The organism is Staphylococcus sp. HMSC14C01 (assembly GCF_001808085.1).
Taxonomy (GTDB): Bacteria; Bacillota; Bacilli; order Staphylococcales; family Staphylococcaceae; genus Staphylococcus; species Staphylococcus hominis.
Genome location: NZ_KV792048.1, coordinates 102,259 through 118,629, shown reverse-complemented (window position 1 = coordinate 118,629; position 16,371 = coordinate 102,259). Strand labels below are relative to the sequence as shown.

Below are 16,371 nucleotides of genomic sequence, written 5' to 3'. Positions count from 1 at the left end.
ATATCACAGGCTCTACTAACTTATTATAAAATTATTTTAGTATTAAATAATTTAATATCATATCAAAAATACTTTTCAATCCATATTGAAATAATACAAGTACAAATAATGCTACAATTGATGAAATATCAATCATACCAATGGGTGGAATAATCTTTCTAAATGGCTCTAAGAAAGGTTCATATATCTTACTTAAAAATGATCCAAATTTAGATTCTCTAATTGTTGGAACCCATGAAGTAAAGAAATAAATAATCATTCCCCAATAATAAATTTGAACTAGTAATAATATAAAGTTAAATATACTAGCTAATATACCAACATCCATATATTATATTCTACTCCTTAAATTATTCGTAATGTTGTTGTGTATTCATCTGTTCAAGGTGATCGGTAATACTACCTGCCACCTCAACATTATCAGGTGTACAAAGGAAGATATCAGCACCTACACGTTGTATATCTCCGCCAATGGCATAAACTGTTCCACTTAAGAAGTCAATAATACGTTTCGCTGATACTTTATCAATACGTTGTAAGTTAACTAATGTCGCACGACGATTTTTAAGTTCATCTGCAATGTCTTGAGTATCTGAAAATACACGAGGTTCAAATAAGCACATTTTTGAATTTTCGTAATTACTATAACCTGTACCAGCTGATTGATTCATAGTAACAACATTTTTTGAATTAGACTTATTTGATGTATTTCCCATACGATAATTCCTTTCTTCAGTATTGTAATTTTTTGATACTTTCTTTTGAGGTACAGTTTTTAAGTGATTTTGATTATTCTGTGTTCTTTCAATAGGTTGCTGTTGCATATTACGATTTTGATTTTCTTCATTTTGTGTTACACGCTGTTGTCTTTCAGCAGGGCTTTCGACTTCTTCTTCATCTTCCATTAGGAAAAAATTATTAAATAAATCCTTGATAGCCACGGGGCTCACTCCTCTTCTCCAACAAGTTTAGTCCCTATTCTTATAAATGTAGCACCTTCTTCTACAGCAATAGTATAATCATTACTCATTCCCATAGATAAATATTCACATGGTGCATAATTTAATTTAAGGTTTTTAATTTCATCTCGTTTTAATCTCAATTGTTTAAATAACTGATGTATGTAGTCCTTATCATCGGTATAAGGCGCCATTGTCATTAATCCAACAATTTTAATATTGTCGAATGCTTTAATTTGTTCAATAAAATCATTAACTTCACTAAGCGCAATACCATGTTTAGTTTCTTCACCAGAAACATTCACTTGGATAAAGCATGAAATAGTGTGAGTTGCTCTTTTATTAATTTCTTTTGCTAAATTCAAACGATCTAGTGCATGTAAATAATCGATGTCATTAATCACATCTTTTACTTTTCTAGACTGTAGTGAACCGATAAAATGCATTGTAACATCTTTAGGTAAGGCTTGTTTTTTTTCTAGAAAACCTTCTACTCTATTTTCTCCAAAGTGTCTTAAACCAGCATCATACGCTTCTTTTGCTCGGTCTATTGTAACATATTTTGTTACTGCAATCACGTTTGGAGCGGTCTTAATCACACTTTTTTCAAGATGATGATTAATTTCCGTTTGTATTTTTTCTAAATTTTCTGTCACTTTCATTATATATCAACCTCTTAACTTTGTAATGACATAAAGGATTATAGTGATATAACTGCATTACACTACACTTCTCCTTTTTGACCTATAAATGCTAGCATCCTGCCAGTTTTACCTTTTTCAACACGATAAGAGAAAAAAAGCGATAAGTCTTCTGACGTAGTATATTTTGTAATGTTAATATTTTCAGCTGGTACGCCACTATTTATTAATAATAAAGCGTTGGCTAATTTTAAATCAATACCATGTCGATCAGTATCTCGTGTTTCAATATATTTGTCAGAATTAATAGGCAATGTTTCAAATTTCTTTTTAATATCATCATTTATTTCATAGGTTGAAGAAGTCGCTGGACCTATGACTACATTTAAATCTTGATAGTCAAATTCTACATATTTAAGCATTTCTACTACTATTTGACCATATGTTCCTCTCCACCCCGCATGAGCTAGAGCGATAAAATGATGTTTTTCACTATAAAAATATACAGGTACACAATCAGCATAACACATCGTTAATAATATATCTGAATCATAAGTATACATACCATCAATTCCATATAATTCATTACCTAATGTCTTAATATTAGCGCCACAATGTGCTTTAGTAATGTGAGCGATATTATTTTCGTGTGTTTGAATAGGAAAAACCCATTGTTGTGTAGGAAAGTTGATAGCATTAGCTAATATCTCTTGATGATGCGTCACATAACTAGGTTCATCATCAATATAACGTGCCATATTAAATGCATCTCTTGGATATGGACTCTTTCCATCTTCGCGTGTAGTAAAACCAAGTGTTAACTGATCATATTGTGATGTATAACTCAAATAATGTGGCTGTTTTATAAATTTTTCCACGTTGTGAAAACCACCTTCACTTTTAAGAATAGTCATACCTAGACTATTGTTTTATATTTTATCAGCATTTCGATTAAAAGATGTAGATAAATGTATTATATAACATATTTCTTTTTAAATTAAACAAAACAAAAAGAGCAGCATTCTCCTCAGAAATCACTGCTCCTTTCTTTATATTTATACTTTAATATTAGCGTCTAGTTCTTCTAGAACGTCTTTCTTCTCTATTACGAATAAAGCTAGGAATATCATCATCTTTAGTAGTATGACTTCTTTCGCTTAGACCATCAGAAGGACGTGAATTAGATGTACTATGTGTGAATGAGTCTTCTTTTGGTGCACTTTGAGTTGATGTACTAGAAGTTGCACTTGAACCAAAACCAGTACTTGACGCTTTACGTCCTTGAGATGTTGGTTTATCTTCAAATCCAGTTGCGATTACTGTTACAACAATTTCATCTTGCAATTCTGGATTAATTACAGTACCAAAAATCATATTTACATCTTCATCTGCTGCATCTTGTACAATATCAGCTGCTTCTTGGGCTTCGAATAAAGATAAAGATTCTCCACCTGTAATGTTCATTAACACACCTTGAGCACCAACAATTGATGTTTCAAGTAATGGAGATGAAATAGCTTTTTTAGCAGCTTCCACTGCTCTATTTTCGCCTGAAGATACACCAATACCCATTAATGCAGAACCTTGGTTAGACATAATTGTCTTAACGTCAGCAAAGTCTAAGTTCACTTCACCTGATACAGCGATTAAATCAGAGATACCTTGAACACCTTGACGTAAAACATTATCTGCTTCTTTAAATGCTTCCATCATAGGAGTTGATTTATCAACAATATCTAATAAACGATCGTTAGGAATAACAATTAATGTATCAACTGCCGCTTTCATTGCTTCAACACCTGCTGCTGCTTGTGTAGAACGTTTACGTCCTTCGAAGCCAAATGGACGAGTTACAACACCTACTGTTAATGCTCCCATTTCTTTAGCAATTTTAGCAACTACTGGTGCAGCACCTGTACCAGTACCGCCACCCATACCAGCAGTAACAAATACCATATCAGCGCCTTGAATAGCATCTTCAATTTGTTCGCGTGATTCTTCAGCAGCTTTTTTTCCAATTTCTGGATTTGCACCTGCACCTAAACCACGTGTTAATTTTTCACCGATTTGTATCTTAGATTCTGCTTTAGATAAGTTTAAAGCTTGCCCATCAGTGTTAATTGCAATAAATTCAACATTGTTCATTCCATGATCAATCATGCGGTTAACAGCGTTGTTACCGCCGCCACCTACACCGATGACTTTTAATGTCGCCAAATGATTAAATCCTTGTTCAAATTCTAACATTTATTTTTCCTCCTAGTCTTAATGGCCAATTATTCAAATAGAGATTTCATAAGCTTTTTAAATTTGCTTTCTTCTTTATCAGATTTTTCATGTTCATCATCATAATGATGTGTTCCATCTTGATGGTTGTTTTCATCATACGTTTCATAATCATCATGTTTCTCCGCTTTTTCACGTACTTCCGGCTGATGATTTTCGTCAGTGTCTTCGTTTTTATTAGATTTACGTTTAAACCAGTCAAAGCCACCTGATTTTGAAGTATGATTGTGTTCGTCATTTTCAATGACTTCTTCTTCAAATTCATCATTATCTTGATAATTTATTGTAACATAATCTAATAATTCATCAAATGTGATACTACTAGATATTGTAGAAATCGCTGAAGTAAATTCAGGTTTTCTAATTCCCATTTGAGAAGGTGTATGGATTCTTATTTTTTCATTAACCATTGTACTTAGTAATTCTTTAATGCCCAATAAGTTTGAAGAACCACCTGTAACAATGAATCCACCATTTACTTTAGTTAATCCTAAATCTACCAACACATCAAATACTTCATCAAAGATATCTTGCACTGTTCTTTCAATAACTGCACTTAAATCTTTTTGAGTATACTCTACTAATTCGTCACTATCTACCTGATCAACACTGAAAACGTCTTGATCAGACGCTGATTGTGTATAAGCATGTCCATATTGATGTTTAATTTTTTCAGCTGTTTCATATGTAGTGTTTAATTCTTCTGCGATATCATCTGTAATATCACGTCCAGCTAATTCAATTGAATCGGCATCTACAAGTTCACCGCGTTCATAAAAGGCGATTTGAGTGAGATCTTCACCAATATCAATTACACATGCACCTAATTCTTTTTCAGTTGCAGATAAAATAGAGCCATAGTTATAAGCATCTGAATAGACGTCCAATACATCTACTCCACAAGATTCTACACATTTAATCATATTAATTAGAATTGACTTGTGAATTGCAATAACACCTGCTTCTACTTTTAACGAGTGTCTTGCAATGAGTTCTTTAGGATCCGAAACCTCGTTATCTCCATCTACAATGAATCTAATCGGAAACACATCAATAACTTCTGTATCAGGTACATCATTTTTTTGACGTATACCTTCCAATACTGTTTCAATATGTGATCCACTAATTTCTGTATCTTCGTAAAAATCAATTTCGTTTTCTTCATCGTACACTTCAGTACCAATGATAGGTAATTTTAAGAAAACTTCTTTTATATCCACACCTGATGCGATAGAAGCTTTTTTAATTGTATCTTTAATTGCTTGTTTCGCAATATCAAAATCATCAATCAATCCATTCTTAATACCGCTAGTGTAGGTTTGCCCTGTACCTATCACATTAATACCATTGTGAAATTTTTCGCCTACTATTGTTTTAACACTTGATGAACCAATATCTATGCTTACATAGTAATGTTCCTCCATAGATAGGCACCTCCTGACAAAATACTATTAAAATACACTATATTTAGTTTACAATACGTCGTTTAGCTTGTGAACTATAAACACATATTATTATCGAAATTTTTTAATTATTTGTATCCGATTGTTCGCTTATTTTATTTAATGCACTTTGTAATTCATTTTTTGCTTCTGTTTCTTGCTGTGTTTTTTGACGAACATTTTGATCGGACTTAGAATTAATACTGCTATTTTCATTATATGGAATAAATGATGCTCCTACAGATAAATCAATATATCCTTGTGTTTTTAATTGACCTGAACTATCTTTTGCAAGAGATTGAGACATTTGAGGATAATACTCGATTTTGTTAGCTAGAGTATTGATGTCTCCTACTACTTGCATGCCATCTTTCATATATAAAAGGACTCGATTTTGTTGATTCTGCAAAGGTGCATATTTTATTTCTGAAATCATATCTCTCGTTTCATTAGACATTTTAGATAATGCTTTCGTGATACGATTTAAATTGTCACCTTTAAAATCTTCTAATACAGGTGCACTATTCGCAATATCACCATTATAATTGTCTAATTTTTTATTTCCTTCAATTATTGGCACATATTTATTTTTATCTTTTACAATACCTACTAAATTATTTTCAATAATTTTAACATTTAAAGTATTAGGCAACTGTTTATTAATCTGAACATCTTTGATTAATGAATTTTTCTTTAAATTATTGATAGCTTTGCTTTTACTAAAAGTATAAATGCGTGATCCTTTTTTGATATTTAATTCTTTTTCAACTTGGCTATCACTTACATTATGATTACCACTAATATTAACATGAGAAATTCTACTTAATGGTGTAAACATATATAGTAGAAATAATATAATTAAAAGTATTAAAGTAGTAACAATAATATATTGGATACGTTTTTGTCGCTTTCTTTTATCTATCTTTTGTTGTTCTCGTTTTTCAGCTACCGTTAAGTGACTATATTTATCATTTTGAAATTTATTGCGCTTTTCTCTTAACCTTGTTTTTACTTCTTTCTTTAAATTTTCACCTTTATTTTTCGAAGAATTTAAAGATTTATTTGACCTTCTATCATTTGAAAGATTCTTTTCTTTTTGGAGTCTATCTTTTGATTTAACATCATCTTTAATTTTTTTATTTTTATCATTTTCTAATTCAGTTTTGTCTTTATCAAATGAACGCTTGATAGAACGAATCTTTTTATTTCTATTGCCCCTTGTATCATCCAATTACTTCACATCCTTTAATTAAGATGGTAGGTATGCACGGAAACTTTCAATAAATCTTTCGCCGCGTTCTTCAAATGTTTTATATTGATCCCAACTTGCACATGCTGGTGAAAGTAAAACAACATCATTAGGTTCAATGACATCTTGAACTTTTTTTACTGCATCTTCTATATCAACTGCCTTGATTACTTCTTTACCTTGACTATTACCTAATTTAGCGAATTTATCTTGAGTTTCACCGAAAACTACCATTACTCTAACATGTTTCATGTAAGGAATTAATTCATCAAATCCATTACCTCGATCTAAACCACCACATAACCAGATAATAGGTTGTTTAAATGAATTTAAAGCAAACTGTGTTGCTAATGTATTGGTTGCTTTAGAGTCATTATAGTATTTATTTGTTCGATTCGTTCCAATATATTGTAATCGATGTTCAATACCTGAGAATGTTGTTAAACTATCTACGATAGCCTTAATTGGTACGCCTGCAAGTATCGCAGCTAAAACAGCAGCTAAAATATTTTCTAAGTTATGTTCTCCTGGTAAAACTAAATCATCAATATTAATAAGGTTAACATCATTATAAACGATATAATTATCTTTAATATAGATGCCATCTACTTCTTGTTGAGTAGAAAAATATAATGTTTTAGCTTTTAAATTTTCAGTTTCAATTAAATGACGTTGATGATAATTACAAATCAAATAATCATCTTCTGTTTGATTTTTGTAAATACGTCGCTTCGCATTTTGATAATTTTCTAATGACTCATGATAATCTAAATGAGCAGAATAGATATTTGTAATGATGGCAATGTGAGGTTTGTAATGTTCAATGCCAAGTAATTGGAATGAAGATAATTCAGTGATTAGATATTCATCAGGTGACGTTTCTTGAGCTACTTTAGAAGCAACATACCCAATATTTCCTGAAAGTCTTCCAGTTAATCTACTTTTTTTAAACATATCTCCAATGAGAGAAGTTGTTGTTGTTTTACCATTTGTACCAGTCACAGCGATAATTGGAGCTTCAGAAATTAAATAACTTAATTCTACTTCAGTTAAAATTTTAAGGCCTCGTTGATATGCTTCATCAATAATTGAAACTGTATAAGGTATACCTGGGTTTTTAACAATAATCGGGTTGCTATCAAGTAATGATAATGGATGACCACCATCAACAATTTTCACACCTAATGTTTCTAAGTCTTTTGCATGGGGATCTTTAGATAAATCTTTCCCATCATTTACAGTTACATTTGCACCTAATTTAACTAATAACTTAGCAGCTTCATAACCACTTTTTGCTAATCCAACTACAAGAACATCTTTATTCTCTAATCCTGTATAATTTAGCATTCTAATGCACTCCTATCCATAATCCAATTAATCCTGAAATTAAGCCCACAAGCCAAAATACTGAAACAACTTTCCATTCACTCCATCCGCTAAGTTCAAAATGATGATGAATTGGTGTCATTTTAAAGATTCTTTTTTTAGTTAATTTATAAGATGATACTTGCAACATTACTGATAATGTTTCGATAACAAATACTAAACCTACAAAAAGTAATGAAAATTCTTGGTTTAACATGATTGAAATTGTAGCAAAAATACCTCCTAATGCTAAGCTTCCTGTATCTCCCATAAATACTTTGGCTGGATTTAAGTTATACGGTAAGAAACCGAGTAATGCAAAAATCATAATAATACAAAAAGTACCAATTGCAGGGGCATTTAACATGAAACTCATAATTGCATACATAGTGAATCCAATAATTGATAAGCCAGTTGCTAATCCATCCAATCCATCAGTTAAATTAACTGCGTTTGAAAACCCAACTTGCCAAAAAACAATAAAAATAACGTACGCAAACGACAATGGAATTCCAAAATTAGTAAATGGAATATTTATACTTGTTGAAAATTCTATTAAATGAAAAACATCGCTTAGAATGAAAAATATAATTGCTATTGCAATTTGAGCTAAAAATTTCTGCTTACTTGTAAGTCCTTGGTTATTTTTTTTAACTACAATAATGTAATCATCAATAAAGCCAATGAGTCCAAATCCTATTGTGACAAAGAGTAATAGAATAATGGGATTGGAATGATCTGTGAAAAATATAGCAATAATAGATGTAATAATAATACTAATTAAAAATGTTAAACCACCCATGGTTGGTGTACCCGTTTTTTTCATATGACTTTGAGGGCCTTCTTCGCGGATACTTTGCCCAAATTTCATTCTTTTAAGTGTCGGTATAAGTACAGGAACTAAAATAAATGTGATAAGTAATGCGATAATCGCAAATATAAAAAGCATGGTAATCTCCTTTATGTATTTTAAATTTATTCGTTTTTCACTTTATTTCCTTTATAATCTTATCAATTTTCAAACTAATTTTATATATATTATGTAAGAAAATGAGATTATAAATAAGGTATACATAATATATGACACCTTATTTATTATCATTTAAAACGACGTCATTTGTTCTTATGAATCGTTTTTATCATTAGACGTTGTATCAGTTGAATTATCTGAAGTGTTATTTGAATCAGAGCCACTCGAATCAGTTAAGGATGTACTATCATTAGGATCATCAGTAGATAATTCTATTTCAATTTTATTATTACTTTTGAGTGTTGACCCACTCGCTACAGATTGTTTTGTTACGTATCCACTGCCTTTAGTCGTAACATTGATTCCAGTTAATTCTTGGAAGGCTAGGACATCGTCTGTTGTCCAACCTTTCATATTGGGCATAGTAATATCGCCGTCTGTCACTGCTAACACTTTACTATTCGGTAATAATTTTGTATTAGCTCTAGTAGATTGAGCTTTTATTGTATTACCATTACCAATAATGACAGGTTGTAAATCTTTTCCTTTAAGACTATCTTGTGCCTTTTGACTTGGTTGCCCTACAACATTTGGCACTTTACTATACTGTGCTGATTGAGTCTCATCTTTTTTAGAGCCTACATTTAAATACTTAAGTGTATTTTCCATGATAGGTTTAAAAGCTTTACTTACCCCTAATTCATATGCTTCTTGGTCATTTTTCTGAGCAAGACTCATACCGGCATAAACAATAACTCTTGGATGTTTTTTTGGCGCATCTCCCATAAAGCTTACAAAGTAGGGATTTGCTCCTTTAACGTATCCACTACCATTTTCATTAACGACCTGAGCAGTACCTGTTTTCCCTTCAATATCATAACCATCAATACGATAATTGGAAGCATGACTTTTATCACTATTTACTACTTTATCTAATTCTGTTTCAACTTTATCCGCAGTTTCTGAAGTAATAGGTTTTCCAGCTATTTTCTTTTCACCTTTATAGAATGTTTTCTTTGAAATTGGATTGTCTATACTTTGAACAAACCAAGGTTTTAACATATTTCCTTTATTAAAGAAAGCTGATTGTGCTTGTATCATTTGTACAGGTGTCACTGTAGTCGATTGACCGAATGCTGATGTTTTTTGTTGTAATTCATTTGACCAAGCAATATTTCCTTTTAATTCTCCGTCAAACATGCCATTTGTTGATTTACCAAAACCAAAGCGCTCGTACCAAGATTTCATTTTGTCAGCACCAACTAAATCTTGAAGATGCATCATCAATGTATTAGATGAGTAAGTGAAACCTAATGACATTGGAATTTCTCCCCAACCGGTTTTATTCCAGTCAGAAATTCTTGAACCCATAATATCACGATGACCAGATTCATATTTTTCTTTAGGATTAAATTTACCTTCTTGAATGGCAGCTGCTAATCCATATGATTTAAATGTTGACCCAGGCTCATAGGCATTTTGATATAAATCATTCGCCCATTTTTTTCCAAAGTCTTTACCCGTTTCGGGGTTGAACGTTGGACGTTGACTATATGCAAGAATTTCTCCTGTTTTCGCATCCATAACCACTGCAAATAAATCTTTTGGTTCATATCGTTTCACCATATCATCAAGGGCCTCTTCGACAAATACTTGTATATTTGAATCAATGGTTAAATGAACGTCATCACCACGTTTTGGCGCTTTTTCATTTTTACTGTTTGGTGCAATATAACCCCAAATGTCATGTATATAAGATAGCGAACCTTTCTGTCCATTTAGATAACTATTAAAAATCTTTTCTACACCTAATGCACCATTTAATTCCCCGGTATCAGGATTTTTTTGAGCCATACCAATTAAATGAGAAGCAAAATTACCGTTAGGATAGAATCGTTCAGTTTCTGGATATAAGGTGATGCCTGGTAAGTCCATTTTATCGAGTTTAACTTTATCTTGATATGTTAAATTTGTCCCTTTCTGTCCAAATTCAACTTGAAAGGCTTTCTTTTGATTAAGACGTTTTTCAATTTCATCAGGTTTCATATCAATAATTTTTGATAATTGTTTTGCTGTTTTCTTTTTATCTTTAACATACCTTGGTGTATCACCAACTTCTCCAGCATTTTTATCAATAATAGCTACTAATTTATATCGTTGAACATCTTCGGCTAAAATTTTACCGTTTCTATCGTAAATTTTCCCTCTTTCAGGCTGTTCTTGCGTTTTTACGAGATATTTTTCATTAGCGCGCATCACTAAATTTTGTCCATCTGAATGTCCAGTTATCATGATATATGAATATCTTAAAACCAATACAAAAAAGAGCAGTCCGAATAATCCAACAAGGAGGACTGCTCCTAATTTATTTTTTCTAATTTTAATTTTTCGCTTCGCCATTAGTACGCACTACCTTTACATTATCGTTCTTTAGGCTCATACCTTGTTTTTTAGCCTGATCGTAAATGCGCTCATAAGAAGAATTTTTCTTAATTTCAGATTGAATTGCATTGTTTTCATTAGATTGTTGTTCAATCTTTTGATCTAACTCGGCAATTTTATCATTTGTATCGTATGCATCCATTTTTAAAGATAGCATATAGATTGCTAGAACAGCAATTGCTGTGACAAGCGTTATGTATAAAAATTTCTCAAATCGCGTAAGTTGAACAACAACCTTTTTAGTTACTGTTTTCGTCTCAGATTGTGTTTTTGGTTGTTCTTTCGGTATGCTAGTGTGCTGAATGTGTTCATATGGTTCGTAAATTTTTTCTACAGCCATCCTCAATTACTCCTTATTTTAATATTTCAGCAACACGTAATTTTGCACTACGTGCTCTATTATTTTCGTCTAAATCCTCATCTGTAGCAGTAATTGGTTTACGATTTACTCGTTTTAACTTAGGTGTATAAGCTTCAGGAATAATTGGTAACCCTCTAGGCACGTCAGGTCCTTTTTCGTATTCTTGGAAAATTTGCTTGCATAGTCTATCTTCCAGAGAATGGAAAGTAATGACTGAAATCCTACCTTTTACTTTAACATGCTCAATGGCTTGTTCAATTGAATCTTCGAACGCAGATAGTTCATCGTTCACTGCTATTCTTATCGCTTGAAAAATGCGTTTAGCAGGATGACCACCTTTTCTTCGAGCTTTAGCTGGAATACCTTCTTTAATAATATCTACAAGCTCTAATGTTGTTTCAATAGGTTGTTGTTCACGGTGTGCTTCTATTCTTCTCGCTATTTGTTTAGAAAACTTTTCTTCTCCATAACGATAAAAGATTTTAACCAATGCTTCATAAGACCAATCATTAACAACATCATATGCAGTTAATTCTTGCGTTTGATCCATACGCATATCTAACTTTGCATCATGATGATAACTAAATCCTCTTTCAGGTATATCAAGTTGTGGACTTGAAACACCTAAGTCATAGTAAATACCATCTACTTTTTCAATTCCTAAATTTTTCAAAATATCAGTTAATTCTCTAAAGTTATTATGTACAAACGTGACCTTGTGTAAGTGATCTTTTAGTACTTCTTTAGCATTTTCTAAGGCAGTAGTATCTTGATCGATTGCAATCAACCTACCGTCATCGTTTAATTGATTTAATAAATAGAGTGCATGACCGGCTCCACCAAGCGTACAATCTACATATATGCCATCCTCTTTGATGTCTAATTCATCTATTGTTTCTTTTAGCATAACGCTTACATGATGAAACACTATAAATTCCTCCATTAAAAATCAAAATCTATCAAATCTTCGGCAATATCTTCAAAACTTTCTTCTGATTCTTCATAAAATTCATTCCAAGTTCCTCTATCCCAAATCTCTATACGATTTGAGACACCTATTACCGTACATTCTTTTGTTAAATTTGCGTATTTCCTCAAATTTTGAGGAATGTTAATACGCCCTTGCTTATCTAGCTCTACTTCGATAGCTCCAGAGAAGAACATACGCATAAACTTACGTGCGTCTTTTTTTGTCATAGGTAAGGTTTTCATTTTCTCTTCAATCTGTTGCCATTCTTCAAGCGTGTAGCCAAACAAACATTTATCAAGGCCTCGTGTGATAATAAAACGTTCATTTAAGTCATATCTAAACTTAGATGGAATTATCATACGTCCTTTAGCATCTAATTGATGCTCGTATTCTCCCATGAACATTATTACCACCTCACCTTATTAATAATTTACCACATCTCACCACTATCCTCCACTAATTATGTAAAATATCTTAAAATTCTTTAATTTGACATAAAAAGACCCATATTATCTATTTAAATAATATGGGTCTCTCCCTTACAAATTAAGGTTTTATAACTATTTGATTAAATGTATATTTAAGTGGAGGATAAGTGGAGGGACTGAACGCATCTATCCCAAATTCATTCATCATTTGAAGTGGATTCCAAATTCTTTCTTGTAGACCACCCATTGGATGCAATACATGTTCAATCTCTCTAAAATGTTTCATACTTATATCGTTATCTCTTTCAATGTTAAGTAAATATCGGTTTAATAAATATTCAAATTGTTTATTATGAATGTCATAATTTTTCTTTACTAAATTGATATTGTCATGATTATCATTCACTTCTTTAAGAAGTAATTCGTATATTTTGGCATGATTCTCTTTTAAAGACTCTACTTTTTTAATAAATGTATCTGAGGCTTTGCTACGAACGAAGTTTTCTCTATCCGTTTCTATACCGTTCATAATAACATTTTCAGCATTTAACTTATACTGATTAATTAGCTTTTCTATTCTAATTGGTAAATAAGTGATTTTCATTCTTGGTAAAACAATAGGCATTTCAACATCTAAAATTTTAAATACTTCATTCAATTCAGCCCAGTATTTAATTTCACTTGGTCCTCCAATAAAAGCTACCGTATTAAATAGCCATTCTTCCATTACTGGTCTAGTTACAACATTATTAGAAAAACGAGTTGGTTCTTTTTCAACTAATTTTAACAATTCATCTTTATTATATGTAATATCTGATTTACTCAATTTGAATACATCATCTTTTTTAATAATTAGTTGACGCATACTATCTTCATGAAGGAACAAATGGACATTGGTATCTGTTTCAATCATTTTGTTTAAACCTGATTGCGTAGTTAATTTTTGTGTTTTTCTAAACGCCTGGTTAATTTCATTATGTTTTTGAATAATATTTTTTAATAATGGCTTCTCCAATTCACGAATTTTTTCATATTGAGCATCAATAAATAGTACACCGTAATCTTTAAATACTTCTTGAAGTAACCCTTTAAAAATATCAGTCCAATTATTGTACTTTTCTATAATCTCTAAACATACTTGATAAAGTGCGTTAGTATGTTTCGTTTCTTTTAATTCTTTAAAAAATTGATTAAGTGCTTCAATCATCTGTTCCTTTTCTGGAATATAGCGAGAGACGCTTGTTTCAGGCGATGTCATTGTATGATATTTTACTTTATGTAATTGAGCGTCTTTTGCATTATAAGCATACGTATGATTTACTTCTTCAAAGTCATGATCTTCACCAGCAATCCAAAAAACAGGTACAACTGTTTGTTGGTATGTTTCAGTTAACTCACGACTTAAATTAACAATTGAAAGAATTTTATGAAACGTATATAAAGGTCCACCAAAAAGACCAGCTTGCTGGCCCCCAATTACCACTTTAGCTCCTTCACTGAGTGCAGTAAGATGAGTCTGTTGAATTTCTGTTATATTCAAATCTGACATATATGATTTAATCACTTGAGCAAGTTGTTGCTCTCTACCATTATTAGGACGATTCATTCTTTGATTAAAACTAGATGGTTTGACTGGATTATATTGATAAAATTTCAATAATGTTTCATCACTGTTTTCTAACTTAGTAATAAATGAATCTTTTTCTTGAAAATTAGTTACTTTACAGTTCATTCCCTTACTCCTTCAATATAACATTACTTATTCAGTATAAAGATTATATCCTTAGATGACAATTTTACGGCTTAAATATTGAAATTCAAATCCATTTTATCAGATTATAAGTAATTAATATGTTATTAAATGAAAATCGTATATTAATGACGATACAATATATATAAAGAATTTAAATGATAATGAAAACATGAGCAAAGTTCAACATCTTTAAATAAATTAAAAAAACTGTTGAATTATTTGAGGAATTTAAAGAAAAAGAAATTAATAATAAAGATTTGCATAAGGGTTCAATATACTAGTATGGTTTCCAAATCATTAAGCTATAAACGCTATTTGCATAAATAAGCCTGAGCCATTTAGCTCAGGTCTGTTATTAATCATTCTTCCACTAAATTAACCAATTCATACAAAGATTGTATTTCATAATCCGGTACAATATCACTGTTATTTTCTTTATTACGATAATTAAACCAACATGTTGTAATACCAGCATTTTTTCCACCTAGTATATCTGATGTAAGAGAATCTCCTACTATTATTGAAGTCTTTCTTTTTTCTTCACCAATTCTCTCAAAGATATAATCAAAAAATTCACTCATAGGTTTTTGATATCCTGTTTCTTCTGATATATATACTCCAGATAAGATATCTTTAAACTCTAATTGAGCAATACGACGTTTTTGAGTATCTGTAACACCATTAGTCACAATAAACAATTCACATTCTTGGCTTAATCGATCAATTGTTTCTAAAGTAGAGTTGAAGAATTTTAATGGTGCTTTAGCTAGTTCGTCTCTAAATAAAACATCGGCTTTTTTACCATCTACGTCTATGCCATACTCTTTAAAATAATTAATAAAACGATGTGTTAATACTTCTTCTTTAGATAGTTCATTTTTTTGAAATGCTTCCCAATGATTTTGATTTACTTTCTTAAAATATTGAAAATCTTCTTCAGTTGGATAATGACCGAAATGATGTGCCATTTGATGAAATGCTCGATCTTCTGCATCAAAAAAGTCCACAATTGTATCATCAAAATCAAGTAAAATAGTATCGTATTTCATTTTTATACTCCTAAATTATAATATGTATATTATTTTAGCAGATTTGTCATGATTCATTAAATAATGCCAAAAAATAAAAACACTTAAGGATTAATCCTTAAGTGTTGAATACTTGCTATTAAGTATTAGAAACCAAATACTTTACCTAATACACTTGCACCACTTGATACAATGTCAACAATACTTGTACCTAATTTTGTCCAATCTTGATTTTGTGCTGCTGTTACAGTATTTGCAATTGCTTCTGCTAATTTAGTCATTTGAATTTCTCCATTCTTTTTTTATTTTTAAATGTTATTACATTAGAATCCTAAGTATTTACCTAGAATGCTTACACCATTTGATACGATGTCAACAATACTTGTACCTAATTTTGTCCAATCTTGGCTTTGTGCTGCGTCTACTGTATTTTTAATTGCTTCTACTAATTTAGTCATTTGAATTTCTCCATTCTTT

Annotated in this window: 17 protein-coding genes; all 17 read right to left on the bottom strand. The window is 31.1% G+C overall.

Translation table 11 applies throughout. The features are described 5' to 3' along the window. Window positions 1-31: 31 nt before the first annotated feature. Complete coding sequence (locus HMPREF3131_RS08865; protein WP_002455457.1) at window positions 32-328, bottom strand: YggT family protein; 297 nt, start codon at window positions 326-328, stop codon at window positions 32-34. Between the two features lie 22 nt (window positions 329-350). Further along, a complete protein-coding gene (sepF, locus tag HMPREF3131_RS08860) occupies window positions 351-941 on the bottom strand; it encodes a cell division protein SepF (RefSeq protein WP_002455458.1) in 591 nt (196 codons plus the stop codon). Between the two features lie 5 nt (window positions 942-946). Further along, window positions 947-1,621 carry a YggS family pyridoxal phosphate-dependent enzyme gene (locus tag HMPREF3131_RS08855; protein ID WP_017174546.1) on the bottom strand — a complete coding sequence of 225 codons (675 nt, stop codon included), beginning with the start codon at window positions 1,619-1,621 and terminating at the stop codon, window positions 947-949. A 62-nt stretch (window positions 1,622-1,683) separates the two neighbouring features. Next, window positions 1,684-2,514, bottom strand: coding sequence for a peptidoglycan editing factor PgeF (gene pgeF, locus HMPREF3131_RS08850; protein WP_048685142.1), 831 nt, complete (start codon window positions 2,512-2,514; stop codon window positions 1,684-1,686). A gap of 154 nt (window positions 2,515-2,668) precedes the next feature. Beyond that, a complete protein-coding gene (ftsZ, locus tag HMPREF3131_RS08845) occupies window positions 2,669-3,847 on the bottom strand; it encodes a cell division protein FtsZ (protein WP_017174544.1) in 1,179 nt (392 codons plus the stop codon). A gap of 29 nt (window positions 3,848-3,876) precedes the next feature. Next, entirely contained in the window at window positions 3,877-5,310 is a 1,434-nt protein-coding gene (gene ftsA, locus HMPREF3131_RS08840) for a cell division protein FtsA (protein WP_019835560.1), read from the bottom strand. Between the two features lie 103 nt (window positions 5,311-5,413). Continuing rightward, a complete protein-coding gene (locus HMPREF3131_RS08835; protein ID WP_019835559.1) occupies window positions 5,414-6,559 on the bottom strand; it encodes a cell division protein FtsQ/DivIB in 1,146 nt (381 codons plus the stop codon). Between the two features lie 18 nt (window positions 6,560-6,577). Further along, complete coding sequence (gene murD, locus HMPREF3131_RS08830; protein ID WP_017174541.1) at window positions 6,578-7,924, bottom strand: UDP-N-acetylmuramoyl-L-alanine--D-glutamate ligase; 1,347 nt, start codon at window positions 7,922-7,924, stop codon at window positions 6,578-6,580. 1 nt (window position 7,925) lies between these two features. Beyond that, window positions 7,926-8,891, bottom strand: a complete 966-nt coding sequence (gene mraY / locus HMPREF3131_RS08825; protein WP_017174540.1) for a phospho-N-acetylmuramoyl-pentapeptide-transferase — start codon at window positions 8,889-8,891, stop codon at window positions 7,926-7,928. 174 nt (window positions 8,892-9,065) lie between these two features. Next, the gene (locus HMPREF3131_RS08820) at window positions 9,066-11,312 is read right to left on the bottom strand and encodes a penicillin-binding protein (RefSeq protein ID WP_048762358.1); all 2,247 of its coding nucleotides are present in this window, start codon (window positions 11,310-11,312) and stop codon (window positions 9,066-9,068) included. Further along, a complete protein-coding gene (ftsL, locus tag HMPREF3131_RS08815; protein ID WP_017174538.1) occupies window positions 11,293-11,694 on the bottom strand; it encodes a cell division protein FtsL in 402 nt (133 codons plus the stop codon). The genes HMPREF3131_RS08820 and ftsL overlap by 20 nt, the downstream gene beginning before the upstream one ends. A gap of 13 nt (window positions 11,695-11,707) precedes the next feature. Beyond that, window positions 11,708-12,643 carry a 16S rRNA (cytosine(1402)-N(4))-methyltransferase RsmH gene (rsmH, locus tag HMPREF3131_RS08810; RefSeq protein ID WP_017174537.1) on the bottom strand — a complete coding sequence of 312 codons (936 nt, stop codon included), beginning with the start codon at window positions 12,641-12,643 and terminating at the stop codon, window positions 11,708-11,710. Window positions 12,644-12,657: 14 nt separating this feature from the next. Continuing rightward, window positions 12,658-13,089, bottom strand: a complete 432-nt coding sequence (gene mraZ, locus HMPREF3131_RS08805; RefSeq protein ID WP_017174536.1) for a division/cell wall cluster transcriptional repressor MraZ — start codon at window positions 13,087-13,089, stop codon at window positions 12,658-12,660. A 142-nt stretch (window positions 13,090-13,231) separates the two neighbouring features. Then, the gene (gene bshC, locus HMPREF3131_RS08800) at window positions 13,232-14,845 is read right to left on the bottom strand and encodes a bacillithiol biosynthesis cysteine-adding enzyme BshC (protein ID WP_049379535.1); all 1,614 of its coding nucleotides are present in this window, start codon (window positions 14,843-14,845) and stop codon (window positions 13,232-13,234) included. A 380-nt stretch (window positions 14,846-15,225) separates the two neighbouring features. After that, window positions 15,226-15,915, bottom strand: a complete 690-nt coding sequence (locus HMPREF3131_RS08795) for a YjjG family noncanonical pyrimidine nucleotidase (RefSeq protein WP_002448764.1) — start codon at window positions 15,913-15,915, stop codon at window positions 15,226-15,228. Between the two features lie 125 nt (window positions 15,916-16,040). Next, window positions 16,041-16,175, bottom strand: coding sequence for a beta-class phenol-soluble modulin (locus tag HMPREF3131_RS08790; RefSeq protein ID WP_002488710.1), 135 nt, complete (start codon window positions 16,173-16,175; stop codon window positions 16,041-16,043). Window positions 16,176-16,217: 42 nt separating this feature from the next. Beyond that, window positions 16,218-16,352, bottom strand: coding sequence for a beta-class phenol-soluble modulin (locus tag HMPREF3131_RS08785; protein WP_070436685.1), 135 nt, complete (start codon window positions 16,350-16,352; stop codon window positions 16,218-16,220). Window positions 16,353-16,371: the final 19 nt, after the last annotated feature.

Excerpts from the sequence above, each read along its gene's own strand:
- HMPREF3131_RS08820 (WP_048762358.1), bottom strand. The coding sequence starts at position 11,312 with ATGGCGAAGCGAAAAATTAAAATTAGAAAAAATAAATTAGGAGCAGTC.
- murD (WP_017174541.1), bottom strand. The coding sequence starts at position 7,924 with ATGCTAAATTATACAGGATTAGAGAATAAAGATGTTCTTGTAGTTGGA.
- mraY (WP_017174540.1), bottom strand. The coding sequence starts at position 8,891 with ATGCTTTTTATATTTGCGATTATCGCATTACTTATCACATTTATTTTA.
- mraZ (WP_017174536.1), bottom strand. The coding sequence starts at position 13,089 with ATGTTCATGGGAGAATACGAGCATCAATTAGATGCTAAAGGACGTATG.
- ftsL (WP_017174538.1), bottom strand. The coding sequence starts at position 11,694 with ATGGCTGTAGAAAAAATTTACGAACCATATGAACACATTCAGCACACT.
- HMPREF3131_RS08865 (WP_002455457.1), bottom strand. The coding sequence starts at position 328 with ATGGATGTTGGTATATTAGCTAGTATATTTAACTTTATATTATTACTA.
- bshC (WP_049379535.1), bottom strand. The coding sequence starts at position 14,845 with ATGAACTGTAAAGTAACTAATTTTCAAGAAAAAGATTCATTTATTACT.
- pgeF (WP_048685142.1), bottom strand. The coding sequence starts at position 2,514 with ATGACTATTCTTAAAAGTGAAGGTGGTTTTCACAACGTGGAAAAATTT.
- HMPREF3131_RS08785 (WP_070436685.1), bottom strand. The coding sequence starts at position 16,352 with ATGACTAAATTAGTAGAAGCAATTAAAAATACAGTAGACGCAGCACAA.
- HMPREF3131_RS08790 (WP_002488710.1), bottom strand. The coding sequence starts at position 16,175 with ATGACTAAATTAGCAGAAGCAATTGCAAATACTGTAACAGCAGCACAA.
- HMPREF3131_RS08795 (WP_002448764.1), bottom strand. The coding sequence starts at position 15,915 with ATGAAATACGATACTATTTTACTTGATTTTGATGATACAATTGTGGAC.
- HMPREF3131_RS08855 (WP_017174546.1), bottom strand. The coding sequence starts at position 1,621 with ATGAAAGTGACAGAAAATTTAGAAAAAATACAAACGGAAATTAATCAT.
- ftsA (WP_019835560.1), bottom strand. The coding sequence starts at position 5,310 with ATGGAGGAACATTACTATGTAAGCATAGATATTGGTTCATCAAGTGTT.
- ftsZ (WP_017174544.1), bottom strand. The coding sequence starts at position 3,847 with ATGTTAGAATTTGAACAAGGATTTAATCATTTGGCGACATTAAAAGTC.